This is a genomic window from Geothrix fuzhouensis (assembly GCF_024609325.1).
Taxonomy (GTDB): domain Bacteria; phylum Acidobacteriota; class Holophagae; order Holophagales; family Holophagaceae; genus Geothrix; species Geothrix fuzhouensis.
Genome location: NZ_JANHMQ010000004.1, coordinates 31,493 through 57,166, shown reverse-complemented (window position 1 = coordinate 57,166; position 25,674 = coordinate 31,493). Strand labels below are relative to the sequence as shown.

Below are 25,674 nucleotides of genomic sequence, written 5' to 3'. Positions count from 1 at the left end.
GCCGTTACTCGGCAGACTTCGCGGCGGGCTCCTGAATGGTGCCGCCCTTGGCCAGGATGGCTTCCCGGGCGCCCTTGGTGATGCGATCGGCGACGACATTCACCTTGGTGGTGAGTTCGCCGCTGGCCAACACCACGATCTTCTCGACGCGGGAGTTGACGAGCTTCTTCTCGCGAAGCGCCTCGAGGGTGACCGACTCGCCATCCTTGAAGTGGATGGAGATGAGGCTGAGGGTGATCTCCTTCGTTTCAGGAGCGAAGATGTTGGTGAAGCCGCGCTTGGGCAGACGGCGGACGAGGGGCATCTGGCCGCCCTCGAAGCCGCGCTTGCTGCGGTAGCCGGAGCGGGACTTCTGGCCCTTCTCGCCGCGACCGGAGGTCTTGCCGAGACCGGAGCCCTTGCCGCGGCCCAGGCGCTTGCGGTTCTTGGTGGCGCCCTCAGCGGGCCGGAGTTCGTTGAGCTTCATGGTCTACCCCTTCACCTGAACGCTGATGAGATGGGGCACGAGCTTGACCATCCCATGGACGTTGGGGGTGTATTCGCATTCGCGGGTGTCGCCGGGACGCTTGAGACCGAGGGTCTGCATGAAGGCCCGGTGCTTGGGAGTGGTGCAGATGATGGAGCGCTTGAGGGTCAGCACCACCTGCTTGCCGATGAACTGCGACATGTTAAACCTCCGCCTGATCCAGGCCCCGATTGGTCAGGACCGTGTAGGGATCCATGAGTTCCTTCAGGCCCTCGAACGTGGCGCGAACCACATTGTGGGGATTGGAGGAGCCCAGGCTCTTCGTCATCACGTTATGGACGCCGGCGGCCTCCATGATCGCGCGGACCGCGGCGCCGGCGATGATACCGGTGCCCTCGGGGGCGGGCTTCAGCAGCACGCTGCCGGAGCCGAAGATGCCAGTCACCGGGTGCGGCAGGCTGCCGTTCGAGGTGACGGGGACCTTGATCATGTTGCGCTTGGCGCTCTCGATGCCCTTCTTGATGGCGGAGGGCACTTCGAGGGCCTTGCCGAGACCGAAACCGACCTTGCCGTTGCCGTCGCCCACGACCACCAGCGCGGAGAAGGAGAAGTTCTTGCCCCCCTTCACCACCTTGGTGACGCGGCCCACGTAGATGACCTGGTCCTTGAATTCCCCGGCTTCGGAGTTGCGGGTTTCCTTGTTGTCTTTGAGCTCTGCAGTCGCCATGGTCATCCCCTAGAACTGGAGCCCGGCTTCGCGGGCGCTGTCAGCCAGCGCCTTGACGCGGCCGTGGTAAACGTAGCCGTTCCGGTCGAACACCACGGACGTGATGCCCTTCTCCTTCAGGCGAGCGGCGATGCTGGCACCGACGGCCTTGGCGGCCTCGATGTTCGCGCCGTTCTTCAGCGAGCTCCGGAGATCCTTCTCCAGGCTGCTGGCGGACGCCAGGGTGATGCCCTGGGTGTCGTCCACCGCCTGCACGTAGATGCGCTTCAGGCTCTTGTAGATGGTGAGGCGGGGCCGCTCGGGCGTCCCGCTCACGCGGCCGCGGATGCGGGCCTTGGTCTTGTCGCGTCGAATGGTGATTGAATTCGCCATGGTTTCCCCTTACTTCCCGGTCTTGCCGGCCTTGCGGCGGATGACTTCGCCGGTGTACATGACGCCCTTGCCCTTGTACGGCTCGGGCTTGCGGAACTTCCGGATGTCGGCGGCGACCTGGCCCACCAGCTGCCGGTCGATGCCGGTCACGACGATGTGGGTGGTCTTCTCGACGGCCATCTGGATGCCGGCAGGGGCCTCATACTTGATGGGGTGGCTGTAGCCGAGCTCGAGGTTGAGCTTGGCACCGTCCATGGCGGCCTTGTAACCGACGCCGACGATGTCCAGTTCCTTCTTCCACCCTTCGGTCACTCCGGTGACGGCGTTGCCGAGCAGGGCGCGGGTGAGGCCGTGGTAGGCACGGGTCTGGGCTTCATCGTTGGCACGGGTGAGGTTCACGGAGTCGGCCTGGATGTCGAGCGTGATCCCGGCGGGGATCGGGCAGGTGAGCTTGCCCTTGGCGCCCTCGACGACGGCCTCGGACCCGGTGACTGTGACTTTCACGCCCTTGGGCAGCGTCACGGGCTTCTTTCCGATTCGAGACATGGTTGATTCCTTAGATGAGGGCGGAAGCTCCGCCCATTTCAGGATTGGGTTACCAGACGTGGGCGAGGATTTCGCCGCCGACGTTCTGCTTCTTGGCGTCCTTGCCCGTGAGGAGACCCTTCGGGGTGGACAGGATGGCGATGCCGAGGCCCCCATGAACTTCAGGGATCTCCTGGGCGCCGGAGTAGATGCGGAGGCCGGGACGAGACACGCGGCGCAGGCCGTGGATCACGTTTTCCTTATCCTTCACGTACTTGAGGTTGACGATGAGATAGACACGACTCTCATGCTCGACCTGCTTGAAGGAATGGATGTAGCCTTCCTGCTTCAAGATGCCGCAGAGACCGGCCTTGATCTTGGAGGCAGGCACCACCACGGCATCGTGACCGGCCATGATGCCGTTACGAATGCGGGTGAGGTAGTCAGCGATGGGATCGGTATGCATGGTCCCCTCTCCTTACCAGCTGGACTTCTGGACGCCCGGCAGCTCGCCATTGAGGGCGAACTTGCGGAAGCACAGACGGCAGAGTTCAAACTTGCGCATATAACCCCGGGGACGGCCGCAGCACTTGCAACGATTGCGATGCTGGGTCGAGAACTTCGGCTTGCGCGAATCCTTGACGATTTTGGAAATCTTGGCCATCGGTATGATCTCCTTGGCTATTTGCGGAAGGGCATACCGAGGTGGGCCAGGAGGGCCCGCGCTTCGGCGTCGTTGGCAGCGGTGGTCACGAACGTGATGTTCATGCCCTTCATCTTTTCCACCCGGGAGTAGTCGATCTCCTGGAAGATCAACTGATCCTTGAGACCCAGCGTGTAGTTGCCGCGGCCGTCAAAGGACTTGGTGGGCACGCCCCGGAAATCCCGCACGCGGGGAAGGGACAGGGTCACCAGGCGGTCGAAGAACTCCCACATGCGCGACCCACGCAGGGTCACCATGCAGGCGATGGGCATGCCGGCGCGCAGCTTGAACTGGGCGACACTCTTCTTGGCCTTGCGCACGACGGCCTTCTGGCCGGCGATGGCGGTCAGCTCGTCGACAGCGACGTCCAGGACCTTGATGTTCTGGATGGCATCGCCGACGCCCATGTTGATGACAATCTTCTGCAGGCGGGGCACCTGCATGGCGGAGGAGAAAGCGAATTCCTCCTTGAGCTTCGACACCACCTCCTGGTGGTAGCGAGCCTTGACGCGGGGCTCCGCGTGGTCCTGCTTGGCAGTCATGGATTCCTCCATTTCCGTGGGGCGGCTATGCCCCAGGGGTTCGGGAGAGCGGGGGGGCTTGGGAACGGCGGTCCGGCCCGTTTCCCCCCAACCTCAGTTGTCATGGCGCGGAACGCGCCGTGAAGCTCCACCCCGCGCACGGGGCAGAACGAAAATCTTCCCATAAATGCAGGTGCCTGGGAAGCAGAAACCCCGTGGAAAAGCCCGAGGAGGCTTTGCCTCCGAGAGTTCGGGGTCCGGGGGTCGTAGGTCGCAGAGCGCCCTTAGATCCTTGCAGCGCATGCGCTGCAAGGAGAACCCCCGGAGAATGTCAAACGCGCTTGCGGGTGCCCTTGCCGGTCTTGGCGTCCAGGAGCATCACGTTGGAGGCGTGGATGGAGGCCTCCTTCTCGATGATCCCGCCACCCTCGCCGGTCTGGGGATTGGGCTTGGTCGCCTTCTTGATCATGTTGATGCCGGCGATGACCACGCGGTTGGTGGCGGGGCTGACCTTGGAGACGGTTCCGGTCTTGCCCTTGTCCTTGCCGGCGATGACGACGACCTGGTCGCCCTTCTTCAGCTTCATCTTGATGGTAGTGGCTTCCATTACAGCACCTCAGGGGCGAGGGAGACGATCTTCATGTACTTCCGCTCGCGCAGCTCGCGGGCCACGGGGCCGAACACGCGGGTGCCGACCGGCTCGCCATCCTTCTTGATGATGACGGCGGCGTTCTCGTCGAAGCGGATGTAGGAGCCGTCCTTGCGGCGGTAGGCCTTGCGCTGGCGAACGATCACGGCCTGGACGACGGCCTTCTTCTTGACCGTGCCGCCGGGAATCGCTTCCTTGACAGAGGCGGTGATCACGTCGCCAAGCTGGGCGATCTTGCCCACACCGCCGCCCAGGGGCAGGATGCAGCAGATCTTCTTGGCGCCGGAGTTGTCGGCAACGATGAGCATGGTTCCCATCTGAATCATGTGAGCTCCTTACTCGCCGGCCTTCTGAACGATCTCAAGGACCATCCAGCGCTTGCGCTTGGAAAGGGGGCGGGTCTCGACGATCTTGACCACGTCGCCGATACCGCAGGCGTTGGTCTCATCGTGAGCCATGAATTTGGCGGTCTGCTTGACCGTGCGGTGGTAGAGCGGGTGCTGGAACTTGCGCTCCACCTTTACCACCACCGTCTTGTCGGCCTTGTTGGAGACCACGACGCCGTTACGAATCATCTTGTTTTCGAGGCTCATGGGGTCTCCTAGGCCAGCTTCGTTGCCAGGGCGCTCTTGACGCGGGCGAGCTCACGGCGAGTCTTGCGGATCTCGGCGGTGTTCTCGACCTGGCCCACAGCGTGCTGGAAGCGGAGGGTGAAGCGCTTGGCGGCCAGTTCGGCCTCCAGCTGCGCCAGCTCCTCGACACTCTTGCCGGTCAATTCGGAAAAGGGGTTCTTCTTGGTCATGGCTCTCACTCCTCCGGCGGCGTGCGGCTGACGAACTCGGACGCGACGGACAGCTTCATCTGGGCCAGGCGCAGGGCTTCACGCGCGGTTTCCTCGGTCACACCCTCCATCTCGAAGAGGATGCGGCCGGGGCGGATCACCGCCACCCAGCCATCCGGAGCCCCCTTGCCGGAACCCATGCGGGTTTCCGCGGGCTTCGAGGTGGTTGGACGATCAGGGAAGATGCGGATCCAGATCTTGCCGCCGCGCTTGATGTGGCGGGTCATGGCAATACGGGCGGCCTCGATCTCACGGTTCGTGAGCCAGCAGTGCTCGATCGCCTTGAGGCCATAGTCACCAAACGCGAGATCGTTGCCACGGGTGGCGACGCCGCGGGTGCGGCCCTTCTGGGTTTTACGGTTCTTGACCTTCTTGGGCATCAGCATGGATTCACCTCAGCGCTTCACGGTCTCGGCAACCTGGTCGCCCAGATTCACCCAGACCTTGATGCCGATGATCCCGTAGGTCGTATGGGCCTCGGCAAAACCGTAGTCAACGCCCGCGCGGATGGTCTGCAGGGGCATCTGGCCGGAGAGGTAATCCTCAGTCCGGGCGATCTCCGCGCCGTTCAGGCGGCCGGCGACCTTGATCTTGAAACCCTTGGCGCCGAAGCGGATCGCAGCCTCTTCCGCCTTGCGCATGGCGCGGCGGAAGGCGATGCGGCGTTCAAGCTGCTGGGCGACGCCCTCGGCCACGAGCTGGGCATCGACCTCAGGCTTCTTGATCTCCTGGATGTCGACGGACACGGGGCGGTTCAGGCGCTTTTGGAGATCCTCGCGCAGCTTGTCGATTTCAGCACCCTTGCGGCCGATGACGATGCCGGGGCGGGCAGTGAAAATGCGCACGGTGACCTTGTCGGCAGCGCGCTCGATGTCGATCTTCGACACCATCGCGTTGAGGCTGTGCAGCTGCTTCTTCAGTTCGCGGCGGAGCTTGATGTCCTCATGGAGCAGCGTGGCGTAGTCGCGCTTGGAGAACCACTTGCTGTGCCAGTTCTTCTGGTAGATGAGGCGGAACCCGTACGGGTGGACCTTCTGACCCATGACTACTCCTCCCCGGCCGCGGACGCGAGCTGGATGGTGATATGGCAGGTGCGCTTCTGGACCCGGTAGGCGCGACCCATGGGCGCAGGGCGGACGCGCTTCATGCGGAAGCCCTCGTCCACGAAGGCGGTCTTCACCAAAAGCTCGTCCGGGTTGACGGAAGGATTCTTGTCGATGGCGTTGGCCACGGCGGAATCGAGGAGCTTGCGGATGGGGGCGGCAGCGTACTTCTTGGCCTGCGCGAGTACCCACTGGGCCTCGCCGACGTGCTTGCCGCGGATCAAGTCCACCACGAGGCGGGCCTTCTGGGCCGAACCGCGCAGGTGGCGAACGGTGGCGGTGGAAACGATATCAGCCATCGCTACTTCCCCTTCGCCTTGGAATCGGACTTGCCGGCGTGACCCTTGAAGGTGCGGGTCAGCGAAAATTCGCCGAGCTTGTGGCCGATCATGTTCTCGGTGACATACACAGGAATGAACTTGTTGCCGTTATGCACGGCGAGGGTCAGTCCGATCATCTGCGGGACGACCGTCGACCGGCGAGACCACGTCTTGATCACGCGCTTGTCGTTGGCCGCCTGGGCGACTTCCACCTTCTTCTGGAGGTGGGCGTCAATGAACGGGCCTTTTTTCAGGGATCGTGCCATTGTCGTGTCTCCTAGTTGATCCGCTTGACGATGAACTTGTCCGTGCGACGGTTGCCACGGGTCTTGTAGCCACGGGTCGGCTGACCCCAGGGCGTCACAGGGTGACGGCCACCGGAGGTTCGGCCCTCGCCACCACCGTGCGGGTGGTCGACGGGGTTCATGACCACGCCGCGGACGGTCGGGCGGATGCCCTTCCAGCGGGTGCGGCCGGCCTTGCCGATCTGGATGTTCTCGTGCTGCAGGTTGCCGACGGTGCCGATGGTCGCGTAGCACTCGAGATGGATCTTGCGGATCTCACCGGAGGGCATGCGGAGCTGGGCGTAGTCGTCTTCCTTGGCCACGAGCTGGGCGAACGTGCCGGCGGCGCGGGCAATCTGGCCACCCTTGCCGGGCTTCATCTCGATGTTGTGCACCGTGTTGCCCACGGGGATGTTCCGCAGGGGGAGCGCGTTGCCCACCAGGATGTCGGCGTTCTTGCCGGCCACCACGGTGCGGCCCACTTCCAGGCCATCGGGGGCCAGGATGTAGCGCTTCTCGCCGTCCGCGTAGACCAGCAGGGCGATGCGGGCGGTGCGGTTGGGATCGTACTCGATGGTGGCCACCTTGGCGGGCACCTCGAGCTTGTTGCGCTTGAAGTCGATGACGCGGTACTGGCGCTTGTGGCCACCGCCGATGTGGCGGGTGGTGATCCGACCGGTGTTGGAACGGCCTCCAGTGCGGTTCTTCTTGGCAATCAGGGAACGCTCAGGCGTATCCGTCGTGATTTCCTCGAAGCCGAACTTGGACATGCCGCGCTGACCGGGGGTCGTGGGCTTGAGCTGCTTGATGCTCATGGTTGTCCTCTTGCCTCAGGGTTGAAAGGGGCGGGCGATAGTGGGCAAAGCTTTTCCGTCCGCCATGAAGTCGCCTTATTCGGACGCGGAAGCGCCCTCGACGAGTTCGACATAGGCCTTCTTGCGGGGGCTGGAAGTCCCCACGAAACGGCCCAGACGCTTGGTCCGGCTGGGGATCCGCACGGTGCGGATGCCCTTCACCTTGGACTGGAGCAGGAGCTCCACGGCTTCCTTGATCTGGTGCTTGGTGGCCCAGGTGGCCACTTCGAACACCTGGATGTTCTTCTCGCGCAGGATCTGTCCCTTCTCGGTAAGGAGGGGCTTGCGGATCACGTCAAAAATCTTGGTCATGGCTTCACCACCTCTTGGAGGGCCAGGACGGCTTCCTTGGAGAAGATCACCTGGTCGTACTTGAGGAGCTCATAGACGTTGACGCCCAGGCTCTCGATGGTCTGCAGCTTCGGGTTGTTGCCGGCGGCCATGGTGAGCTTTTCGCTGGCCTCGGTGCCCACCAGGAGCGCAGAGCCGGTGACGCCGAGCTTGCCCAGGGTCTGGATCAGGGCCTTGGTCTTGTGGGACTCGACATCCCAGCTCTCGACCACGGTGATCTGGCCACTGGCCAACTTGGCGGACAGCGCGTTACGCAGGGCGGCGCGCCGGGCCTTCTTGGGGAACGCGTAATCGTAGGAACGGGGGTGCGGACCGTGGGTGGTGCCACCGCCCTTCCACAGCGGGCTGCGGATGGAACCCACGCGGGCGCGGCCGGTGCCCTTCTGCTTCCAGAGCTTCTTGCCGGAGCCGCTGACTTCCCATTTGTCCTTGGTTTTGGCGGTGCCGGCGCGGCGCTTGGCCAGGAAGTGGCGAACCGCTTCCCAGATCAGGTGCTCGTTCAGGTCCTCAAGCTTGAACACCTCGGGCAGCAGTTCAACGGTGCCGACCTGCTTGTTCTCGAGGTTGACGACGGGGTGCTGGAACGCTGCCATCCTAGGCCTCCTGCTTGATGACGATGTACCCACCCTTGGGGCCGGGGACGGCGCCCTTGATGAGCAGCAGGTTGTTCTCGACATCCACCTTGGCGATCTCCAGGTTGCGCACGGTCACCTGGGCATCGCCCATGTGGCCGGCCATGCGCATGCCGGGGAACACGCGGCTGGGGTAGCTGGACTGGCCGATGGAGCCGGGCGCGCGGTGGAACATGGAGCCGTGAGTCGCGCGGCCGCCGGCGAAGTGGTGCCGCTTGATGACGCCTGCGAAACCCTTGCCCTTGCTGATGCCGGTGACGTTCACCTTGGTCTTCGCCTCGAAGGCGCTGGCCAGGACGCTGTCACCGGGCTTGGAGGCGTCAGCCGCGTCCACCTTGATCTCGCGGAGCACGCGGACCGGAGCGACACCCAGCTTCTCGCAGTGGCCCTTTTCGGCCTTGGAGGCGCGCTTGCCGCCGTTGGGGTCCACGAAGCCGATCTGGACGGCCTCGTAGCCATCCTTGGCGGAGGTCTTGCGCTGCACGACCACGCAGGGGCCGGCCTGGATGACCGTCACGGGGACGACCTGGCCCTGCTCATTGAAGATCTGGGTCATCCCCAGCTTCTTTCCGATGATTCCTTTGGACATGTTTTCTCCCCCCTCTACCGGTTGCCCTGACGGCTGAAGACCTTGATCTCCACGTCAACGCCAGCGGGCAGGTCCAGGCGCATGAGAGTGTCCACGGTGTTCTGAGTCGGGTTCAGGATGTCGAGCAGCCGCTTGTGCGTGCGGATCTCGAACTGGTCCCGGCTCTTCTTGTCCACGTGGGGGGAACGGTTCACGGTGTACTTGTTCGTCCGGGTGGGCAGGGGGATGGGCCCGGCCACCGAGGCGCCCGTGCGCTTGGCGGTGTCCACGATCTCGCGGGTGCTCTGATCGAGCAGACGGTGGTCGAAGGCACGCAAACGGATGCGGATGTTGTCTTTCATGCTCACTCCATTGGGACGGAAACCGTCCATAGACGTGGGGCGCTGACCGCCCATGTAAATCCGTCCCAACGACAGGGACAGGGCTGATCAGCATAACAAAAGCCGCTGTAAAATCAACGGCTTTTTGAGAGAACGCACGACCTCCCGGAGGAGGAAGCGGTGGATCAAGAGGCCCGGCAACCCGAAGGTTCGAAGAATGACCTCACCCCGAAAGGGGCTGAAACAACAGGTAAAGCAAAGAATGACTAGTGATGCTGAATTTGATGGCGATGAGGGCTGGCTTGGCCAAGCCGAATCGCGGGGGTCCGGGGGTGTGTGCGAAGCACGGAACCCCCGGAGAACATTGACCTACTTGGCACCCTTGACTTTGGCCACGATTTCTTCGGCCACGTTCCGGGGAGCTTCTTCGTAGTGCGAGAACTGCATGGTGTAGTTGCCGCGGCCCTGGGTCATGCCGCGGAGGGTGGTGGAGTAGGCGAACATCTCGGCCAGAGGCACCTTGGCGGTGACCACCTTGGAACCGGAGCGGTCCTCCATGTTCTCGATGCGCCCACGCCGGCTGTTCAGGTTGCCGATGACATCACCCATGTAGTCCTCGGGTACCACGACCTCGACGGCCATGATGGGTTCGAGGATCACAGGGGAGGCCTTCTCGCAGCCCGCCTTGAAGCCCATGGAGCCGGCAATCTTGAACGCCATTTCGTTGGAGTCCACGTCGTGGTAGCTGCCGTCGTAGATGGTGATCTTGATGTCGACGCAGGGATAGCCGGCGAGGACACCGGACTGCATGGCCTCCTGGATGCCCTGGTCGATGGGCTTGATGTATTCCTTGGGGATCACGCCGCCCTTGATGTCGTTGATGAACTCGTAGCCCTTGCCAGCTTCGTTGGGCTCGACATACATCTTCACGTGGCCGTACTGGCCGCGGCCGCCGGACTGACGGACGAACTTGCCTTCAGCGTCCACGCGCTTCCGGATGGTCTCGCGGTAGGCCACCATGGGCTTGCCCACGTTGGCTTCCACCTTGAACTCACGCATCATGCGGTCGACGATGATCTCGAGGTGCAGCTCGCCCATGCCAGCGATGATCGTCTGGTTCGTCTCGGGATCGGACTTCACCTTGAAGGTGGGATCTTCCTGCGCCAGACGGCTCAGGGCCACGCCCATCTTCTCCTGGTCAGCCTTGGTCTTGGGCTCGATGGCCACCTGGATCACGGGATCCGGGAAGTCCATGGACTCGAGGATCACGGGGTGGTTCTCGTCGCAGATGGTCTGGCCCGTGAGCACATCCTTCAGGCCCACGGCGGCAGCGATGTCGCCGGTGCGGACTTCCTCGATGTCCTCGCGCTTGTTCGCGTGCATCTGCAGCAGGCGGCCGATGCGCTCGCGGCGGCCCTTGGCGGCGTTGTAGACGCCGGAGCCCGCAGCGAGAACGCCAGAGTAGACGCGGATGAAGGCGAGCGAACCCACGAAGGGATCGGCCATGATCTTGAAGATGAGGGCCGAGAAGGGCTCCTTGTCTTCCGCTTTGCGCTCGACCTCGTTGCCATCGGAATCGACGCCCTTGATGGCGGCGATGTCCAGGGGCGAAGGCATGTAGCTCACCACCGCGTCGAGCATGGGCTGGACGCCTTTGTTCTTGAAGGCGGAGCCGCACATCATCGGCGTGAACGTGAGCGCGATGCAGCCTTTGCGGATGCCGCTACGGAGCTCATCTTCGGTCAGTTCGACGCCGCCGAGATATTTGTCCATGAGCGTGTCGTCGGTCTCGGCGACCATCTCGATCATCTTCTCGCGCCACTCCTTGGCGGTGTCCAGCAGATCCGCGGGGATCTCGCTGTAGAGCACCTTGAAGCCCTTGTCGCCTTCGTCGAAGGTCAGGGCCTTCATCAGCACGAGATCGATCACGCCCTTGAAATCTTCCTCGGCCCCGATGGGGACCTGGATCGGCATGGGACGCGCCTTCAGGCGGGTCTTCATCATCTCGACCACGCGGAAGAAGTCCGCGCCGGGGCGGTCCATCTTGTTCACGAAGGCCATGCGGGGCACACCGTACTTGTCGGCCTGGCGCCACACGGTTTCGGACTGGGGCTCGACGCCGCCCACCGCGCAGAAGACAGCGCAGGCGCCGTCCAGCACACGCAGGGAACGCTCCACCTCGGCCGTGAAGTCCACGTGGCCGGGGGTGTCGATGATGTTGATGCGGTGTTCCACGCCCTTCAGCTGGCCGGTCTGGGGGGTCCAGGCAGCCGTAATGGCAGCGGAAGTGATGGTGATGCCCCGCTCCTGCTCCTGCACCATCCAGTCGGTGGTGGCAGCACCCTCATGCACCTCGCCGATCTTGTGGATCTTGCCGGTGTAGTAGAGGATGCGCTCCGTCGTGGTGGTCTTGCCGGCATCGATGTGCGCCATGATGCCGATATTCCGGTAGCGCTCGAGGGGGGTCTGACGGGCCACAGCGGCCTCCTGAAAGGATCAAAACAGAATCGGAATCGGGGGTACTTCAAAGATCATCGCGGAAGGAGCCGCCGGGTTGGCGGCTCCTTCCGGTCGGATGGGCTGCTACCAGCGGAAGTGCGCGAAGGCCTTGTTGGCCTCGGCCATCTTGTGGACGTCGTCCTTCTTCTTGATGGCGGCGCCGCGGAAGTTCATGGCGTCCAGGATCTCGCCCGCCAGCTTGTCGCGCATGGTGCGCTCGCCGCGGGAGGCCGAGTAGGTCTTCAGCCAGCGCATGGCCAGGGACTGGCGGCGGTTCTGGGGAACCTCCACGGGCACCTGGTAGGTGGCACCACCCACGCGGCGGGATTTCACCTCCACCGAGGGCTTGATGTTGTTCAGGGCTTTCTGGAAGGCCTCGAGAGCCTCTTCGCCGGACTTCTTGGCGACGATCTCCAGTGCGCCGTAGAGGATGCGCTCGGCGGTGGCCTTCTTGCCGCGCTCCATGAGGATGTTCACGAACTTGGAGACGGTGAGGCTGTTGTAGACGGGATCCGGGAGGATCTCACGCTTGGCAGGTGCGGAACGACGGGCCATGGTTTACCTCCCCCTACTTCTTCTTGGCCGGCGCAGCGCCAGCCTTGGGGCGCTTGGCGCCGTACTTGGAGCGGGACTGGTTGCGGCCCGCGACGCCGGTGGCGTCCAGGGTGCCGCGCACCACGTGATAGCGCACGCCCGGCAGATCCTTCACGCGGCCGCCGCGGATGAGCACGATGCTGTGCTCCTGCAGGTTGTGGCCCACGCCCGGGATGTAGGTCGTGCACTCGATGCCGTTGGTGAGGCGCACACGGGCCACCTTGCGAAGCGCGGAGTTCGGCTTCTTCGGGGTGGTGGTGAACACGCGGGTGCACACGCCACGCTTCTGCGGGCAGGCGTCGAGCGCGGGGCTCTTGGTCTTGTTCTGGAACGTCTTCCGCCCGAGGCGGATCAACTGATTGATGGTAGGCACACCATCCTCCAAGGAAGGCACCGGGTTTTCCGGGCCTGGGCCCGAGAGGTTCGCCAACACCAAAGACATCGGAGAACGTCGGACGGATGAAATCTTGCGCCGGCCCACGGGGCCGGAACCATCTAGGCTAACGGAATGGCCAGGAAAGTCAACGCGCCAAGCCGAAACAAGAGACCGGCATCACCCGGCCAGGGGGCACCCGCAACCGCCAGCGGCGCAGCCATGGCCGCTCTTGGGGGCCTCTGGGGCCGCGGCTGGGGGCTCGGAGGCCGAGCTCTTGTACCACCCTCCCCCGGCCAGGGTGAAAGCCGACACGGATACCTGGCGCTTCATGCCCTCGGCCGCCCCGCAGGCCGGGCAGACATGCGTGTCAGGCGCGGACAGGCTTTCCAGCTTCTCTTCAGGCTGGCCGCAAGCTTCACAAAGGTATTCGTAGAGGGGCATGGCAGACTTCTCCTGGGACTTCTCCCTGAACCGATCATTTTATCCCGATTCTTGAGATGCCAACACCGACCCGTTTCTTCCAGATCGCTGAAGCCTTTCTCGCGGCCGTCCCCCGGCCGGAGGTTCTCTGCTTCACGAACGGCTGTTTTGATCTGATCCATCCCGGGCATGTGCAGTACCTCGCCGAGGCCCGCGCCTTGGGCGACTTCCTCGTGGTGGGCCTCAACAGTGACGCCTCGGTGGCCCGGCTCAAGGGCCCCAGCCGCCCCCTCCAGGACGAGGCAGCCCGCGCCGCCATCCTGCTGGCCCTTCGCAGTGTGGACGCGGTCATCCGTTTCGACGAAGACACGCCGCTGGAACTCATCCGAGCCCTCCAGCCCGATGTGCTGGTGAAGGGCGGCGACTACACGCCTGAGACCGTGGTGGGCCGCGAGATCGTAGAAGGTCGGGGTGGCAAGCTGGTGCTTCTGCCCTTCCTCCCGGGGCATAGCACCTCGCGCATCGAACAGCGCATCCTCAGCGGCCGCGGTGTCACGCTCGAGCCGCGCGGGTAGACCGTTCGGATGATCCAGTTGTGACAGTTACCCGCTAGGCTGGGGGCGGCCTCGCTTTGGGGCCCGTTATTGTCGGAGGTTTCATGCGTCATCGCATTGCCCTTTCCCTCGCCCTTCTGGGCTTGCCCCTCGCTGCCCAGGACATCACCGGCGGTCTGCAGACGGGCCTGTCCCTGCCGGTCGGGGACCTGAAGGACAAGACCGATTTCGGCACCAACCAGTTCTTCGGTGCCCACATTGGCGGTCACCTCGATTTCAACATCACCTCCCACCACCAGGTCCGCGCCCAGCTGACCTACCACAGCCTCCCGGGCTCCGGGTGGGGCGGCGTCGACGACGTCAAGAACGACTTCAAGATCCTGCAAGTCGGTGCCGACTGGGTCTACAACTTCCAGAGCCCCAACCAGGGCTGGTACACCATCGCCGGTGCCTCCATCAACAGCGTCAAGGACGACTACAGCGGCAATGGCTTCAGCGGCAGCGCCAGCCAGAGCGGCAAGCTGGGCCTCCGCGGCGGCGGCGGTTACACCTTCAATCGGATGTTCTCTCTGGAAGGCACGCTGAACCAGGTGTTCGTGGACAAGAACGGCAGCGATGGAGTTGGCTTCGACACCGCCACCTGGGCCCAGGTGAGCGCCGTGTTCCGGTTCGGCCGATAGGCTTTCTTCTACTCAAGAAAAACGGGCCGCGATCGCGGCCCGTTTTCGTTACCAGCAAGATCCCGTATGCCCGGATCAGATCAAAAATGCCACATCACGGCGGCGCTCAGGGTGGTGGCGGAAGGGTGCGAGGCCGCCAGGTGGGTGGTGTAGAGCTCGAACCCCAGCGGGCCGGAGGTACGGTATCCAAAACCGAACACACCCCCGAGCTTCGTGGTGGTCCGGTCACCGGGGAAATCCACCCTTTCTCCGCCCAGCCCCAGCCGGTTGTAGAACCCACCGCGGATGCGGGTGCGGAGATCGACGCCGAGATCCGTGAGGGCCGCCCGGTCCGTTGCCGTGGAATAGACACGATGCTCCAGGAAAAGCCCCACACGGCAGTCGGGCGACATATCCCAGAACCGCCAACCAGCCGCGACTCCGAAGCCCGCCGAGGAAGAGGCGAGGTCCTTGAAACCGCCCAGGGGCGCGCTGCCGAGGATGCCGACGCGGAACGATTCGGCCGCCGGGGCCTCCGCCCTCAAGGCCATCGAATGGAAGCACACGCAAAGGACGAGGATCTGGCGCCATGCTGTCCGATTCATCGAATCTCCTGGGAACAAGGGCGAAGCATAGATCATGGATAAGTCATCATGGCTTTCCAGGCTATGGACTCCAGTCGAACGGTCGTTTTCGCCCGCCGAACGGCCATCCCATAAACCCATCTACTGGCTTGAACGAATCGGATATTCCCTCCATCAGGTCCCACCACCAAAAAACGGGCCGCGATCGCGGCCCGTTTTTTTGAGTCAATCGAAAAGCTAGAGCAGCGGGGACAGCAGCTGCCAGTACTTCGGCAGGGGCCAGAGGTCGGCATCGCAGGCCTCTTCCAGGTGGTCCAGCACTTCGCGCAGGGCGTGCTTGGCCTCATTGACTTGGTTGCCGAAGGCCTCGGTGCGGGCATGGTTGTCTTCGACCGCTTCCGCTGCGGCCAAGGCGACCTTCATGGCGGAAAGGCGTGCCTGGGCTTCACCGGCAAGGGTGGCCTGGGCCTGGAGGGCGACCTTGAGGGTCTCGGGCACCGCGATGCCGGCGGCTGCCAACCTGCCGAGGCTCTTGGCGCGAGCGCCGAGATCGGCGGTGATGGAGGGCAGGATCTGGGTCTCGGCCATCTCGCGCAGGACCTGGGTCTCGATGGCGATGGCCTTCTGGTACTGCTCGTGGCGGATGTGGATGCGCGATTCCAGCTCACCCTCGGAGAGGATGCCGGACTTGGTGAACACGGCCTTCGAGGCGGCCCCTTCCCAGGTGTGGAGAGCCGCCACCGTATCCTTGGCGTGGGGGAGGCCACGGCGCTCAGCTTCGGCCTTCCACTCCTCGGAGTAGCCGTTGCCCTCGAAGCGGATGGCCTTGGTCTCGATGATGGCCTGGCGCACCACAGACAGCACGGCGGCACGGTGTTCTTTGCCGGACTTGATCTCCCCGTCGAGCTTGGCGTTCAACCCGTCCAGCGCCTCGGCCACGGCGGCATTGATCACCGTCAGCGGCAGGGCGATGGGTTGGCTGGAGCCCACGGCGCGGAACTCGAACTTGTTGCCCGTGAAGGCGAAGGGGCTGGTCCGGTTGCGGTCTGTGGCGTCCTTCTCGATGCGGGGCAAGTTGCCGATGCCCAGATCGAGGATGCGCTGGGTGGAGGCATCCGCCACGTCGCCCTTCTCGATGGCGTCGAGGATGTGGTTCAGCTGGGCCCCGAGGAAGGCCGACATGATGGCCGGTGGGGCCTCGTTGGCACCCAGGCGGTGGTCGTTGCCGGCGCTGGCGATGGCGGCGCGGAGCAAGCCGCCATGGGTGTGGATGGCCTTCAGGGTGGCGCTGAGGAAGTAGAGGAACTGCAGGTTCTGCTCCGGGGTCTGCCCGGGCTCCAGCAGGTTCTGGCCCTCGTCCGTGGCCAGGCTCCAGTTCACGTGCTTGCCGCTGCCGTTGACGCCGGCGAAGGGCTTCTCATGGAGCAGGATGGCCAGGCCATGCCGCTCACCCACGGACTTGAGGATCTCCATGAGCAGCTGGTTGTGGTCGCTGGCGATGTTCGCGGCCTCGTAGATGGGTGCGATCTCGAACTGGTTGGGGGCGACTTCGTTGTGGCGGGTCTTGGCGGGGATGCCCAGCTTGAAGCACTCCAGTTCGACCTCCTGCATGAACCCGAGGACGCGCTCCTTGATGCTGCCGAAGTAGTGGTCTTCCAGCTCCTGGCCCTTGGGAGGCTTGGCGCCCTGAAGGGTACGGTTGGCGAACATGAGGTCTGGCCGCTGCTGGGCCAGTTCCAGGTCCACGGCGAAGTACTCCTGCTCGGGGCCGCACTGGGCCACCACCGCCTCGGCCTTCACGCCGAAGTGGGCCAGGCCCTCGACCGCCCGGCGGGACACCACTTCCATGGAGCGAAGGAGGGGCACTTTGTGGTCCAGAGCCTCGCCGTGGTACCCCACGAAGGCCGTGGGGATGCAGAGGGTCTTGCCGATGGGGCCTTCTATGAGGAAGGCCGGGCTGGCGGGATCCCAGGCGGTGTAGCCGCGGGCCTCGAAGGTGGCGCGCAGGCCACCGCTGGGGAAGGAGCTGGCGTCGGGCTCGCCCTGGATGAGCTGGCTGCCGCTGAAGCGCTCGATGACCTGGCCCGGCTCGTCCCAGGAGATGAAGGCGTCGTGCTTCTCGGCGGTGGCCCCGGTCATGGGCAGGAACCAGTGGGTGAAGTGGGTGCAGCCCTGCTCGAGGGCCCAATCCTTCATGGCCTGGGCCACGCTCTTGGCCACTTCCGGGGACAGGGGCTCGCCGCGCTTCAATGCCTGGCGGTAGGCCTTGTAGACATCCTTCTGCAGGCGGTCGCGCATGGTGCGCTCGCTGAAGGTGTTGCAGCCGAAGTACTGGCTGATTTTGATCTGATCCAGCCGTGAGATGCTGGAAGTGTCTGGCGCCTGCGCCTTGGCCATGTGTCCCCCTTTGGACGTTGAACGATGAATGTAAATAAAAATAAACCGATGTCCGCCCCTCGGGGGCAGCCATCGGATTCCCACATCCACTTGGATCCTGCGATCCACCCACAGGATACAGGAACCTCGTTTGTGACAACAGGATTTTCAGCTTCCGAACGCGCGCTTTCCCTCCTCGAGAACCTTCAACGGCATCAGGAGAGGGTGTCTCGCCCTGCCGCCCTGGCCTGGGAACGGGCGGCTTTTGCCGAGGTCTTCGACCATGATGGGCCGGGCGAACGCATCCGCCACTTCCTGGAGAAGACTTAGAATGGGTTCATGGACCTGACCGCCCCCTACGTCCCCGACCTCGAGAGCATTCCCGCCGGGCTTGATCTCCCCGCCGAGATCCGGCGCCTCAAGGCCGAGCGGCGGGCCGTGCTCCTGGCCCACTACTACCAGGAGCCGGAGATCCAGGACCTGGCCGACTTCGTGGGCGACAGCCTCCAGCTCAGCCAGCAGGCCGCCAAGGCGGATGCCGATGTCATCGCCTTCTGCGGGGTTCATTTCATGGCCGAGACCGCCAAGATCCTCAACCCCGCCAAGCGGGTGGTCATCCCCGACATGGACGCCGGCTGCAGCCTGGCGGACCGCTGCCCGGCGGACTACTTCGAGCAGTGGCTCAAGCAGTACCCGGATCACGACGTCGTCAGCTACATCAACTGCTCCGTGGGGGTGAAGGCCCTCAGCACAGTCATCTGCACCAGCAGCAACGCCGTCCGTGTGGTGGAAAGCCTTCCGAAGGAGCGCAAGATCGTGTTCGCTCCGGACCGCCACCTGGGCAAGTGGGTCATGAAACAGACGGGCCGCGACATGGTGCTGTTCCCGGGCTTCTGCATCGTGCACGAGCAGTTCACGGCCAAGCGCTTGGCGGCCCTGAAGGCCCAGCACCCCGAGGCCAAGCTCATCGCCCACCCCGAGTGCGACGCCACTGTGAGCCAACTGGCGGACTTCGTGGGTTCCACCGCGGCCCTGCTGAACTACGTCGCCAAAGACAGCGCCAAGGCGTTCATCGTGGCCACGGAAGCCGGCATCCTCCATCAGATGCGCCAGCGGCGGCCTGAGGCCGAGCTGATCCCCGCCCCGGCGGACAGCGGCTGCAACTGCAGCCTCTGCCCCTACATGAAGCTCAACAACCTCGAAAAGCTCTACCTCTGCCTGCGGGATTTGAAACCCGAGATCCACCTGGACGAGACCGTACGGCTGAAGGCCCTGAAACCCCTGGAGCGGATGCTGGCCTTGGGCTAGAGTGCCTAACAAAACCCCGACGGGGCCGCGAGAAAGCCAGGTGGGATGCACCGCAGATATCAGTTTGTCTCGCGTATCGCCGAAGGCGATACCGAGAAGGAAGGGCCCGCAGGGCGATGCGGGACATCGTTCAAGGGACCTGACGCCGCGGGGCGCCCACCCGGCTTTCTCCCTCCGGGCGAGGACCGGCGGGGAGGCTCCACCTCTGCGAGCTTGCGAGCGGGAGGGCCCTGCGGGGCAGGGCCCATCAGGTGGAGGGCGATGCCGCTACGCCCTCCGTCTGACGGCACGCTTTGCGTGCCTCCCACTCGCCTGCGGCTCGTGGAGCCGGAGGCTCCCTCGCGTTCCTCGCTTCGCTCGCCCGGCGGCCCTCGCGCGGCCCCCTGGGGGTTTTGTTAGGCACTCTTAGGCGCCCCGGAAGCGACCGCCGGCCGCTAAGCTGGCTGTCACCTCCCTTTCCGCCGAGACCCCATGCATCGTCACCGCACGTCCCGCTTCCGTGTCCTCCATCCCGGCCTCGGGCCTTCCCGGTGGCAGCGCCTCCAGCAGCAGAGCGGCATCGTCCTCCTGGCCCTGGCCGGTCTGCTGACGGCGGGGATGCTGTATTTCGCCCCCCGGTACTACCTGATGGACCAGATCGGCAACGCCCAGCAGGCCTATATGGAGGCCCACTGGGTGGACTTCGAGGCCGTCGAACGGCACTGGAAGAGCCTGCCGCTTCTCCACAGCATCCAACGTGGCGACGAAGAGGATCTCCGGCGCTTTCTCAGCGACCAGCCCCTGGTGGTGGCCCTGCTGGACCGCTTCGAGGGGCGCCACCTCTGGGTCCGGGAAGGCGACCGCCTGGTTCCTCCCCGGGATCCCGCTCAGATCCAGCAGTACCTGGGATGGATGACCCACGCCGAGATGGCCCAGCGCTTCGAGTGGAACCCGCCCCGGGAGCAGGACCCCGACTTCGGGAAGGTGGCCACGGTGGTGCTGCTGTCGGACCGCTGGCTGGTGATCAAGCGCTGGCGGCCCGGCGCTCCGGACGTGGAGCGCGAGCTGGGCATCGCCTTGGCTCCGCGCCGGGCCCTGCGCATGGGCCTTCTCCGCGAATCGGACGCCAACCGGACAGACCTGAAGCCGGAACCTTGGGGGGCCCAACCCCACCTCCAGGCCGATCCTCAGAGGCTCGTCGCCCTCCCCCTGGGCTCCATCACCAAGACCAACGCCTTCGGGGAAGGGTGGACCCTGGCGGGCGTGGCCTTCGATGACGACCAGGCCGCCTTCCGCCGGACGCTCAGATCCCAGCGGCGCCTAGTCTCCGGCGTGGCCCTTTCCGTGGGCCTGGCCTTGCTGCTGGGCCTGTGGCTGCGGCACCGCACCCGCCGCAAGGCCGAGCTGGACGCCGACCGCATGGCCTCCATGACCCACAGCCTCAAGACGCCCCTGGCCATCCTCAAGTTCCGCTGCGACTCCCTCCGCCTGGGCCGCCTCAGCCCCGAGCGCGCCGATGAGGAGCTGCTCAAGATCGGCGAGGAGGTGGACCACCTCACGACCATCATCGAGACCGGCCTTCGGGTCATCCGCGGCGGCGGCGCCTCCGGCCCCCACGGCCTGGCCACGCCCGCCTGGATCCGGGAGGTGGTGGAGGATCTGCGGCCCGGGTTCGAGGTCGAGGAGCGCCCGCTGGAGCTCCGCCTGGCGGAAGCGCCCGGACGCGCCCCGCTGCCCTCGCTGCGCTCGGCGCTGCTCACCCTGGTGGAAAACGCACTGACCCACGGGCGGGGCCGGGTCACCCTGGAATCCTGGCGGACCCGCCGTCGCCTCTGCCTCCGGGTCACCGACGAAGGGGATGGCCTGGAGCCGCACCAGCTCAAGGCTCTCGGCAAGCCCTTCCAGCGCCTGCGGCCCAGAGGCAAGGAGGGCTTCATGCGGGAAGGCCAGGGCCTCGGCCTGAGCCTGCTGGTGCAGGTCGCCGACCAGGAAGGCTGGGGCCTCTCCTTCACCTCAGCCCCCGGCGAGGGGTTCTCGGCCCTTCTGGAGGTTCCGGTCGCCTGATCCGAAGGCCCTGTCCCCACTCCGTTCCCACTCGCCTGGCACCTCCCGAGATGACCAGGATCACCAGGCACGACACCTCCCCAGGCCTACCATCAGGGCGGGCGATGCCCGCCCGATGGGGGATGTCATGGCGCGTTCATGGATGGGCCTCGTGGTTCTCAGCCTGGGCCTGGTGGCCGCCGAGCCGCCAAAGCCCGCCCAGGTGCCACTGAAGGCACCGAAGGAGGCGACCATCCCCCAGGGGCCTGTCGGTGAGGCGATCCGCCTCGGCCAAAAGATCTTCACGAACACCCCCAAGTACGCCCCGGCGTATTCCGGAAATGCCCTCAGCTGCAGCAGCTGCCACCTGGACGCCGGGCGCGCGCCCAACGCGTCCCCCATGGTCGGCCTCTGGGCCGTCTTCCCCACCTACCTGCCCCGGGCGGGCCGCGTGGGCACCATGGAAGACCGCATCAACGGCTGCTTCTTGCGCTCCATGAACGGCAAGCCCCTGCCGACCAACAGCGAGGAGATGCGCGGGCTGCTCGCCTACATCTGGTGGCTGTCCAAGGAGGTCCCGGTGGGCGCCGAGGTGGAGGGCCGGGGCAATCCACCCCTGCAGGCCCCGGCACCCGCGGATCCGGCGCGCGGCAAGGCGGTCTATGCCCGGGCCTGCGCGGCCTGCCACGGGGAGGACGGCCAGGGCTCCGCAGACATTCCGCCGCTCTGGGGTCCCCGGTCCTTCAACCTCGGAGCCGGCATGGCCCGCACCAGCAAGGCCGCGGCCTTCGTGAAAGCCAACATGAGCGGCCTCGGCGGATCCGAACCCCTCACCCCCCAAGAGACCTACGATGTGCCCGCCTACTTCACCCACCTGCCCCGACCGGATTTCCCTGGGAAGGTGAACGATTGGCCCCGCGGCGGGAAACCTGCGGACAGCCGGTATTGAATTCCACCCAGCCTTGGAAATTGCAGCCATCCTCACTTGCTCTTCCAAGGCAATGCGTGCATCTTTGGATCATCTGTTCCTTGAGTGAGACGCCGTGATCCACATCCTCGTGGTAGAGGACGAGCCCTCCCTCTGCCAGCTCCTCGTCAACAACCTGGGCTTCGAAGGCTATTCCGTCGAGGCGGTAGATGATGGTGTGCCCGCCCTGGCGGCCCATGGGGCCCACCGGGCCGACCTCATCGTGCTTGACCTGATGCTGCCCCAGCTCGATGGATTCGAGGTCCTCCGCACCCTGCGGGACCGGAAAGACGAAGTGCCGGTGCTCCTCCTCACCGCCCGGGGCGAGGAGACCGACCGGGTGAAGGGCCTGAGCCTGGGGGCCGACGACTACCTGGTGAAGCCCTTCTCCGTGCTCGAGCTCATGGCCCGGGTGAAGGCCATCCTGCGGCGGACCCGCCCCGTGGACCGGCCGCCTCGGTTGCGCTCCGGCCCCTTCCAGTTCAACCTGCCCCGCCTGGAGGCCCGGCGGGACGGCCGGCCACTGGAGCTGACGCCCCGCGAGTTCCGGCTGCTGGAGATCCTCATCACCCACGCCGGCCGCACCCACAGCCGCAAGGAGTTGCTGCAGCTGGCCTGGGAGCCGGATGCGCGCCCCAGCGCCCGCACCGTCGATGTCCACATCGCGAACCTGCGCCGCAAGCTGGGCGAAGAGCTGGGTGCCGCCTGGATCACCACGGTGGGTGGCGAGGGCTACCGCTGGATCACGCCCGTGGAACCGGAACCAAGCACCCAGGCTGGCGGATGGGCCGAGCGGGTAGACTGAGCCCTCGTCCCGAGGTCCGATGTCACCCTGGAATCCCCACAGCTGGCAACGTTTTCCTGCGATGCAGCAGCCGGATTATGCCGACCCCTCCGAGCTGGAGGCCGTGCTGGCCCGCCTGCGTCGCCTGCCCCCGCTGGTGGTGCCTCAGGAGGTCGACCGGCTTCGCAGCCTGCTGGCGGAGGCGGCCGCGGGGCGGCGCTTCCTCCTCCAGGGCGGCGATTGCGCCGAGCAGTTCAAGGACTGCACCCCAGAATCCATCGAAGGCAAGCTGCGCGTCCTGCTCCAGATGTCCGTGGCCCTCACCCACGGCGGTCGAAAGCCCGTGGTCCGCGTGGGCCGCATCGCCGGCCAGTTTGCCAAACCCCGCAGCAAGCCCACCGAGACAGTGGGCGGCCGCGACCTGCCCAGCTACCGGGGCGACCTCATCAATGGCCTGGGTGCGGATGAAGTCGTCCGGCGGCCCGATCCCGGCCGCATGCTGGAAGCCTACTTCCATGCTTCTGCCACGCTGAACCATCTGCGAGCCCTCACGGCGGGCGGTTTCGCGGATCTGCACCACCCGGAACGCTGGGAGCTGCCGGGCGGCACCGGGCAGGTGCCCGAGTACCGGCGCACCCTGGACCACGTGCGCGAGTCCCTCGATTTCCTCGAGGCCTTGGGCGGTGTGCAGCGGGACGTGCTGGAGCGCATCGATTTCTTCACCAGCCACGAAGCCTTGCTGTTGCCTTATGAAGAAGCGCTCACCCGCTGGGTCGATGATGCTTCCGCCTACTACAACCTGGGCGCCCACACCCTCTGGGTGGGGGAGCGCACGCGCCAGCTGGACGGGGCCCACATCGAATACCTCCGCGGCCTCCGCAACCCCATCGGCGTGAAAGTGGGTCCCAGCGCCTCGCCCGAGCATCTGCTGGCCCTGCTGGAGCACCTGGACCCAGGCCGCGAACCGGGCCGCATCACGCTCATCTCCCGCTTCGGCGCCGCGAAGATCCAGGCTGCCCTGCCGCCCTTATTGAAGGCCGTCCAGGACACAGGCCGTCCCGTGCTCTGGAGCTGCGACCCCATGCACGGCAACGGCATCGAAAGCGCCGGCGGCCTGAAAACCCGCGACTTCGGGGCCATTCTTTCCGAACTGCGCCAGGCCTTTGAGATCCACCGAACCCACGGTTCACACCTGGGCGGTGTCCACATCGAGCTCACCGGCGAAGCCGTCACCGAGTGCACCGGGGGCAGCGAGGGCCTCTCCGAGGCTGACCTCGCCAAGTCCTACGAGACCGGCTGCGACCCGCGTCTGAACGGCACCCAGAGCCTGGAGATGGCCTTCCTCATCGCGGAGATGATGCGGGGTTGAAGGCTCTCAGTCCGGGATATCAGGTTCAACCAGCTGTGCCAGCAGCAGGAGCGACTCCTGCCAGCCGAGCTGGCCGGCCTCCGGTGGGATGACGTCGGGGATCGCCTCCTGGACGATGGTCACCTCGGTACCGCAGGACATAGGCTTCAGGGAGATGGTCGTGTGCATCTCTCCGGGCAGGTTTGGATCAACGAACCTGTCCGTGCGGCGGGCGTTCCTCGACATGGCCCGGCCCCCTTCAGCGTGGGGAATCCCGAGAGCCTTGCACGAGTGCACCGCCGGAGGTGTCGTGACACCAACCGTTTCAGTGCACGGTGGGGTGGATGCCCTCCGGCCCCGCCCGGAGGACCAGGGTCTCGAAGGCCGTCGCCACGCGAACCTCGGCCTCCGGCAGCAACTCCTGGAGGGGCTTCAGCTTGGGGACGAGAAGCAACCGGACTTCCCCGGGACGGAGACCCGGCTGATCCAGCCCCTCCCAAGCCCCAAGGGGCGTGCTGCGGCGAATCGCGCCGGCTCTCAGTTCCAGGTCTCCTTCTGGCCAGGCATCCACCATCCAGGCTCCCAGCAGGGCGCTGCCGCCGTCCTCCAGCGCCAGGCAGAATCCTGCGACACCCCCACCGGCCAGGCCCAGGACCGCCAGCCCAGGGCGGGGCAGCTCCGAGAGTTCCGCGCCCGGGCCCCGCACCGCAAGGCGATCAAGGGCAGTCCCGTCGGCCCGATGCAGGGCCGAGGGCCGGGGGAGGCAGGGCAGCAGCTCCACGGTGTCCGGGAGGGGGGCGAGGGAGGTCGGCAGGGTGTCCCGGCGATCCCACTTTTCCGCGTAGGCCAAGGTCTGCTTCGCCCGGGCCAGGGCCCTGGATCCGCCTTCCAGCAGTCGCCGGAGGCTGGACGGCACCAGGGCATCCGCCAGCCGGTCCGGATCGCCCTCGCCGAGCTTGCGCAGGCGGATGGCCTCGATGCGGTTCAAGTCCGCCAGGCGGCCCGAGCCCAGGCGGCCCACCAAGGCGCGGCGCTCCACAGGGCCTTCGGACCAGGCGGCGGTACCCAGCAACATGGAATCAGACCTGCGCTTCGAGCCATTCGCGCGTGGTGGGCACCAGCGGTTTCGGCCGATTGGTGGCGAAGTCGAGCATCACCTGCACGCTCCTCCCTTCTGCGAACAGCTCGCCACCGAGGCCCTTGGTCAGGCGGTAGCTGAGGTCGAAGGAGCTGTTGCCCACCTTCGTGCAATGCAATTCCACGCGCACATCGTCGCCCAGGAGAATCGGCATCCGGTAGTCCACTTCGATCCGGGCGATCAGGAAACCCTCTTCCTGGAATTTCCGGCCGCCCAGGAAGCTGCGCCACCACTGGAACCGCCCCTGCTCCATGAAGCTCACGACCACCGCATTGTTCACGTGGCCCATGGCGTCCAGGTCACTGAACCGTACTTCAATGGGATGGGAGAAGGGCATGGGGCCTCCGGACCTTCAACCTTACCGTCATCCCGCGGGACGATGCGCCTCGGCCGTGGCATGATGCCTTCCGATGCCCGCCCCCCTCCTCCTCGCCTACGACCCCGCCTGCACCCTCTGCTGTCGCATGGCCCTGTGGCTGGCCCGGCGGGATCGACAAGGGCTGCTGCACCTGGTCTCCCTCCGGGATCCCGACCTGTTGGCGCTGGCACCCGAACTGGCCGGGAGGCCGATCGAGAAGGAGATCCACGGCCTTGATCTGGGCACGCGGAAAATCTGGGCCGGGGTGGATCTCCTTCGGCCCATCGCGCGCCGGTTGCCAGGCTGGCGGTGGGCGGTCCCCCTGTTGGCCATCCCCGGCCTGCCCCGCCTGCTGAACGCCGTGTATCTCTGGGTGGCAGTCTGGCGCTTCCGGCGCACCGGGCGCCCACCCTTCGCGTAGCCTGGAAGC

At 65.4% G+C, this 25,674-nt stretch carries 36 protein-coding genes and 2 pseudogenes; 8 read left to right on the top strand and 30 right to left on the bottom strand.

Annotation, left to right across the window (positions count from 1 at the left end):
• Positions 1 to 4 precede the first annotated feature (4 nt).
• From rplO to NOV74_RS13380, 25 genes are all read right to left on the bottom strand, one after another.
• Positions 5 to 466 carry a 50S ribosomal protein L15 gene (gene rplO / locus NOV74_RS13500; protein ID WP_257313476.1) on the bottom strand — a complete coding sequence of 154 codons (462 nt, stop codon included), beginning with the start codon at positions 464 to 466 and terminating at the stop codon, positions 5 to 7.
• Positions 467 to 469: 3 nt separating this feature from the next.
• Positions 470 to 667: a 50S ribosomal protein L30 gene (gene rpmD, locus NOV74_RS13495; protein ID WP_243288428.1), complete on the bottom strand. Its 198-nt coding sequence runs from the start codon at positions 665 to 667 to the stop codon at positions 470 to 472.
• 1 nt (position 668) lies between these two features.
• Positions 669 to 1,193 (bottom strand): 30S ribosomal protein S5, encoded by a 525-nt coding sequence (gene rpsE / locus NOV74_RS13490; RefSeq protein WP_257305880.1) that lies wholly within the window; start codon positions 1,191 to 1,193, stop codon positions 669 to 671.
• 9 nt (positions 1,194 to 1,202) lie between these two features.
• On the bottom strand, positions 1,203 to 1,565 hold the full coding sequence (rplR, locus tag NOV74_RS13485) for a 50S ribosomal protein L18 (RefSeq protein ID WP_257313475.1): 363 nt from the start codon (positions 1,563 to 1,565) through the stop codon (positions 1,203 to 1,205).
• Between the two features lie 9 nt (positions 1,566 to 1,574).
• Positions 1,575 to 2,111, bottom strand: coding sequence for a 50S ribosomal protein L6 (gene rplF, locus NOV74_RS13480; protein WP_257313473.1), 537 nt, complete (start codon positions 2,109 to 2,111; stop codon positions 1,575 to 1,577).
• A gap of 49 nt (positions 2,112 to 2,160) precedes the next feature.
• The gene (gene rpsH / locus NOV74_RS13475; protein ID WP_257313470.1) at positions 2,161 to 2,556 is read right to left on the bottom strand and encodes a 30S ribosomal protein S8; all 396 of its coding nucleotides are present in this window, start codon (positions 2,554 to 2,556) and stop codon (positions 2,161 to 2,163) included.
• A 12-nt stretch (positions 2,557 to 2,568) separates the two neighbouring features.
• Entirely contained in the window at positions 2,569 to 2,754 is a 186-nt protein-coding gene (locus NOV74_RS13470) for a type Z 30S ribosomal protein S14 (RefSeq protein ID WP_257305892.1), read from the bottom strand.
• 17 nt (positions 2,755 to 2,771) lie between these two features.
• Positions 2,772 to 3,335: a 50S ribosomal protein L5 gene (gene rplE / locus NOV74_RS13465; RefSeq protein WP_257313467.1), complete on the bottom strand. Its 564-nt coding sequence runs from the start codon at positions 3,333 to 3,335 to the stop codon at positions 2,772 to 2,774.
• Between the two features lie 310 nt (positions 3,336 to 3,645).
• A complete protein-coding gene (gene rplX, locus NOV74_RS13460; RefSeq protein ID WP_371748458.1) occupies positions 3,646 to 3,900 on the bottom strand; it encodes a 50S ribosomal protein L24 in 255 nt (84 codons plus the stop codon).
• 20 nt (positions 3,901 to 3,920) lie between these two features.
• Positions 3,921 to 4,289: a 50S ribosomal protein L14 gene (gene rplN, locus NOV74_RS13455; protein WP_257305896.1), complete on the bottom strand. Its 369-nt coding sequence runs from the start codon at positions 4,287 to 4,289 to the stop codon at positions 3,921 to 3,923.
• 9 nt (positions 4,290 to 4,298) lie between these two features.
• On the bottom strand, positions 4,299 to 4,556 hold the full coding sequence (rpsQ, locus tag NOV74_RS13450; RefSeq protein WP_257305898.1) for a 30S ribosomal protein S17: 258 nt from the start codon (positions 4,554 to 4,556) through the stop codon (positions 4,299 to 4,301).
• 8 nt (positions 4,557 to 4,564) lie between these two features.
• Positions 4,565 to 4,765 carry a 50S ribosomal protein L29 gene (gene rpmC / locus NOV74_RS13445; protein ID WP_257313461.1) on the bottom strand — a complete coding sequence of 67 codons (201 nt, stop codon included), beginning with the start codon at positions 4,763 to 4,765 and terminating at the stop codon, positions 4,565 to 4,567.
• 5 nt (positions 4,766 to 4,770) lie between these two features.
• Positions 4,771 to 5,190, bottom strand: a complete 420-nt coding sequence (gene rplP / locus NOV74_RS13440) for a 50S ribosomal protein L16 (protein WP_243303178.1) — start codon at positions 5,188 to 5,190, stop codon at positions 4,771 to 4,773.
• Positions 5,191 to 5,199: 9 nt separating this feature from the next.
• Positions 5,200 to 5,847, bottom strand: coding sequence for a 30S ribosomal protein S3 (gene rpsC, locus NOV74_RS13435; protein ID WP_257313458.1), 648 nt, complete (start codon positions 5,845 to 5,847; stop codon positions 5,200 to 5,202).
• A 2-nt stretch (positions 5,848 to 5,849) separates the two neighbouring features.
• Positions 5,850 to 6,206, bottom strand: coding sequence for a 50S ribosomal protein L22 (gene rplV, locus NOV74_RS13430; protein WP_257313455.1), 357 nt, complete (start codon positions 6,204 to 6,206; stop codon positions 5,850 to 5,852).
• 2 nt (positions 6,207 to 6,208) lie between these two features.
• Entirely contained in the window at positions 6,209 to 6,493 is a 285-nt protein-coding gene (gene rpsS / locus NOV74_RS13425) for a 30S ribosomal protein S19 (RefSeq protein ID WP_257305905.1), read from the bottom strand.
• Between the two features lie 11 nt (positions 6,494 to 6,504).
• Positions 6,505 to 7,326, bottom strand: a complete 822-nt coding sequence (gene rplB, locus NOV74_RS13420; protein ID WP_257313451.1) for a 50S ribosomal protein L2 — start codon at positions 7,324 to 7,326, stop codon at positions 6,505 to 6,507.
• A 75-nt stretch (positions 7,327 to 7,401) separates the two neighbouring features.
• On the bottom strand, positions 7,402 to 7,677 hold the full coding sequence (locus NOV74_RS13415; protein ID WP_257313449.1) for a 50S ribosomal protein L23: 276 nt from the start codon (positions 7,675 to 7,677) through the stop codon (positions 7,402 to 7,404).
• Positions 7,674 to 8,309: a 50S ribosomal protein L4 gene (rplD, locus tag NOV74_RS13410; protein WP_257313447.1), complete on the bottom strand. Its 636-nt coding sequence runs from the start codon at positions 8,307 to 8,309 to the stop codon at positions 7,674 to 7,676. Before rplD ends, NOV74_RS13415 begins: the two co-directional genes overlap by 4 nt.
• A gap of 1 nt (position 8,310) precedes the next feature.
• Positions 8,311 to 8,937 carry a 50S ribosomal protein L3 gene (rplC, locus tag NOV74_RS13405; protein ID WP_257313444.1) on the bottom strand — a complete coding sequence of 209 codons (627 nt, stop codon included), beginning with the start codon at positions 8,935 to 8,937 and terminating at the stop codon, positions 8,311 to 8,313.
• Between the two features lie 14 nt (positions 8,938 to 8,951).
• The gene (gene rpsJ, locus NOV74_RS13400; RefSeq protein WP_257313441.1) at positions 8,952 to 9,278 is read right to left on the bottom strand and encodes a 30S ribosomal protein S10; all 327 of its coding nucleotides are present in this window, start codon (positions 9,276 to 9,278) and stop codon (positions 8,952 to 8,954) included.
• A gap of 348 nt (positions 9,279 to 9,626) precedes the next feature.
• Positions 9,627 to 11,735, bottom strand: coding sequence for an elongation factor G (gene fusA / locus NOV74_RS13395; protein ID WP_257313439.1), 2,109 nt, complete (start codon positions 11,733 to 11,735; stop codon positions 9,627 to 9,629).
• Between the two features lie 105 nt (positions 11,736 to 11,840).
• The gene (rpsG, locus tag NOV74_RS13390; protein WP_243303170.1) at positions 11,841 to 12,311 is read right to left on the bottom strand and encodes a 30S ribosomal protein S7; all 471 of its coding nucleotides are present in this window, start codon (positions 12,309 to 12,311) and stop codon (positions 11,841 to 11,843) included.
• Positions 12,312 to 12,324: 13 nt separating this feature from the next.
• A complete protein-coding gene (gene rpsL / locus NOV74_RS13385) occupies positions 12,325 to 12,723 on the bottom strand; it encodes a 30S ribosomal protein S12 (protein WP_026852760.1) in 399 nt (132 codons plus the stop codon).
• A gap of 180 nt (positions 12,724 to 12,903) precedes the next feature.
• Positions 12,904 to 13,167 (bottom strand): FmdB family zinc ribbon protein, encoded by a 264-nt coding sequence (locus NOV74_RS13380; RefSeq protein ID WP_257313435.1) that lies wholly within the window; start codon positions 13,165 to 13,167, stop codon positions 12,904 to 12,906.
• Between the two features lie 128 nt (positions 13,168 to 13,295).
• Here NOV74_RS13380 and rfaE2 point away from each other — a divergent pair.
• Both rfaE2 and NOV74_RS13370 read left to right on the top strand, forming a co-directional pair.
• Positions 13,296 to 13,721: pseudogene (gene rfaE2 / locus NOV74_RS13375) on the top strand (D-glycero-beta-D-manno-heptose 1-phosphate adenylyltransferase); the annotation flags it as partial.
• Positions 13,722 to 13,804: 83 nt separating this feature from the next.
• Entirely contained in the window at positions 13,805 to 14,380 is a 576-nt protein-coding gene (locus NOV74_RS13370) for a porin family protein (RefSeq protein ID WP_257313431.1), read from the top strand.
• Between the two features lie 80 nt (positions 14,381 to 14,460).
• Here the strand turns inward: NOV74_RS13370 and NOV74_RS13365 are convergent, their stop codons facing one another.
• Together NOV74_RS13365 and NOV74_RS13360 are read right to left on the bottom strand one after the other, a co-directional pair.
• Positions 14,461 to 14,964, bottom strand: a complete 504-nt coding sequence (locus NOV74_RS13365; RefSeq protein WP_257313428.1) for a hypothetical protein — start codon at positions 14,962 to 14,964, stop codon at positions 14,461 to 14,463.
• A 216-nt stretch (positions 14,965 to 15,180) separates the two neighbouring features.
• Complete coding sequence (locus NOV74_RS13360) at positions 15,181 to 17,340, bottom strand: glutamine synthetase III family protein (RefSeq protein ID WP_257313426.1); 2,160 nt, start codon at positions 17,338 to 17,340, stop codon at positions 15,181 to 15,183.
• 318 nt (positions 17,341 to 17,658) lie between these two features.
• On the opposite strand from NOV74_RS13360, the gene nadA reads away from it, so the two are divergent.
• The 5 genes from nadA to NOV74_RS13335 all read left to right on the top strand — a co-directional run bounded on the left by nadA (position 17,659) and on the right by NOV74_RS13335 (position 23,769).
• The gene (gene nadA, locus NOV74_RS13355; protein WP_257313423.1) at positions 17,659 to 18,627 is read left to right on the top strand and encodes a quinolinate synthase NadA; all 969 of its coding nucleotides are present in this window, start codon (positions 17,659 to 17,661) and stop codon (positions 18,625 to 18,627) included.
• Between the two features lie 471 nt (positions 18,628 to 19,098).
• The gene (locus NOV74_RS13350; protein ID WP_257313421.1) at positions 19,099 to 20,670 is read left to right on the top strand and encodes a sensor histidine kinase; all 1,572 of its coding nucleotides are present in this window, start codon (positions 19,099 to 19,101) and stop codon (positions 20,668 to 20,670) included.
• Positions 20,671 to 20,797: 127 nt separating this feature from the next.
• Positions 20,798 to 21,598, top strand: coding sequence for a c-type cytochrome (locus tag NOV74_RS13345; protein WP_257313419.1), 801 nt, complete (start codon positions 20,798 to 20,800; stop codon positions 21,596 to 21,598).
• Positions 21,599 to 21,692: 94 nt separating this feature from the next.
• Positions 21,693 to 22,421, top strand: a complete 729-nt coding sequence (locus NOV74_RS15505; RefSeq protein ID WP_257313417.1) for a response regulator transcription factor — start codon at positions 21,693 to 21,695, stop codon at positions 22,419 to 22,421.
• 19 nt (positions 22,422 to 22,440) lie between these two features.
• Positions 22,441 to 23,769 carry a class II 3-deoxy-7-phosphoheptulonate synthase gene (locus tag NOV74_RS13335; protein ID WP_257313415.1) on the top strand — a complete coding sequence of 443 codons (1,329 nt, stop codon included), beginning with the start codon at positions 22,441 to 22,443 and terminating at the stop codon, positions 23,767 to 23,769.
• A gap of 6 nt (positions 23,770 to 23,775) precedes the next feature.
• Here the strand turns inward: NOV74_RS13335 and NOV74_RS13330 are convergent.
• The 3 genes and pseudogenes from NOV74_RS13330 to NOV74_RS13320 all read right to left on the bottom strand — a co-directional run.
• Positions 23,776 to 24,024, bottom strand: a pseudogene (locus NOV74_RS13330) (SRPBCC domain-containing protein); the annotation flags it as partial.
• A gap of 49 nt (positions 24,025 to 24,073) precedes the next feature.
• Positions 24,074 to 24,823 carry a hypothetical protein gene (locus NOV74_RS13325; RefSeq protein ID WP_257313412.1) on the bottom strand — a complete coding sequence of 250 codons (750 nt, stop codon included), beginning with the start codon at positions 24,821 to 24,823 and terminating at the stop codon, positions 24,074 to 24,076.
• A 4-nt stretch (positions 24,824 to 24,827) separates the two neighbouring features.
• Positions 24,828 to 25,223 (bottom strand): acyl-CoA thioesterase, encoded by a 396-nt coding sequence (locus tag NOV74_RS13320; RefSeq protein ID WP_257313409.1) that lies wholly within the window; start codon positions 25,221 to 25,223, stop codon positions 24,828 to 24,830.
• A 73-nt stretch (positions 25,224 to 25,296) separates the two neighbouring features.
• Between NOV74_RS13320 and NOV74_RS13315 the strand changes: the two genes are divergently transcribed.
• Positions 25,297 to 25,665, top strand: coding sequence for a thiol-disulfide oxidoreductase DCC family protein (locus NOV74_RS13315; protein WP_257313408.1), 369 nt, complete (start codon positions 25,297 to 25,299; stop codon positions 25,663 to 25,665).
• Positions 25,666 to 25,674 lie beyond the last annotated feature (9 nt).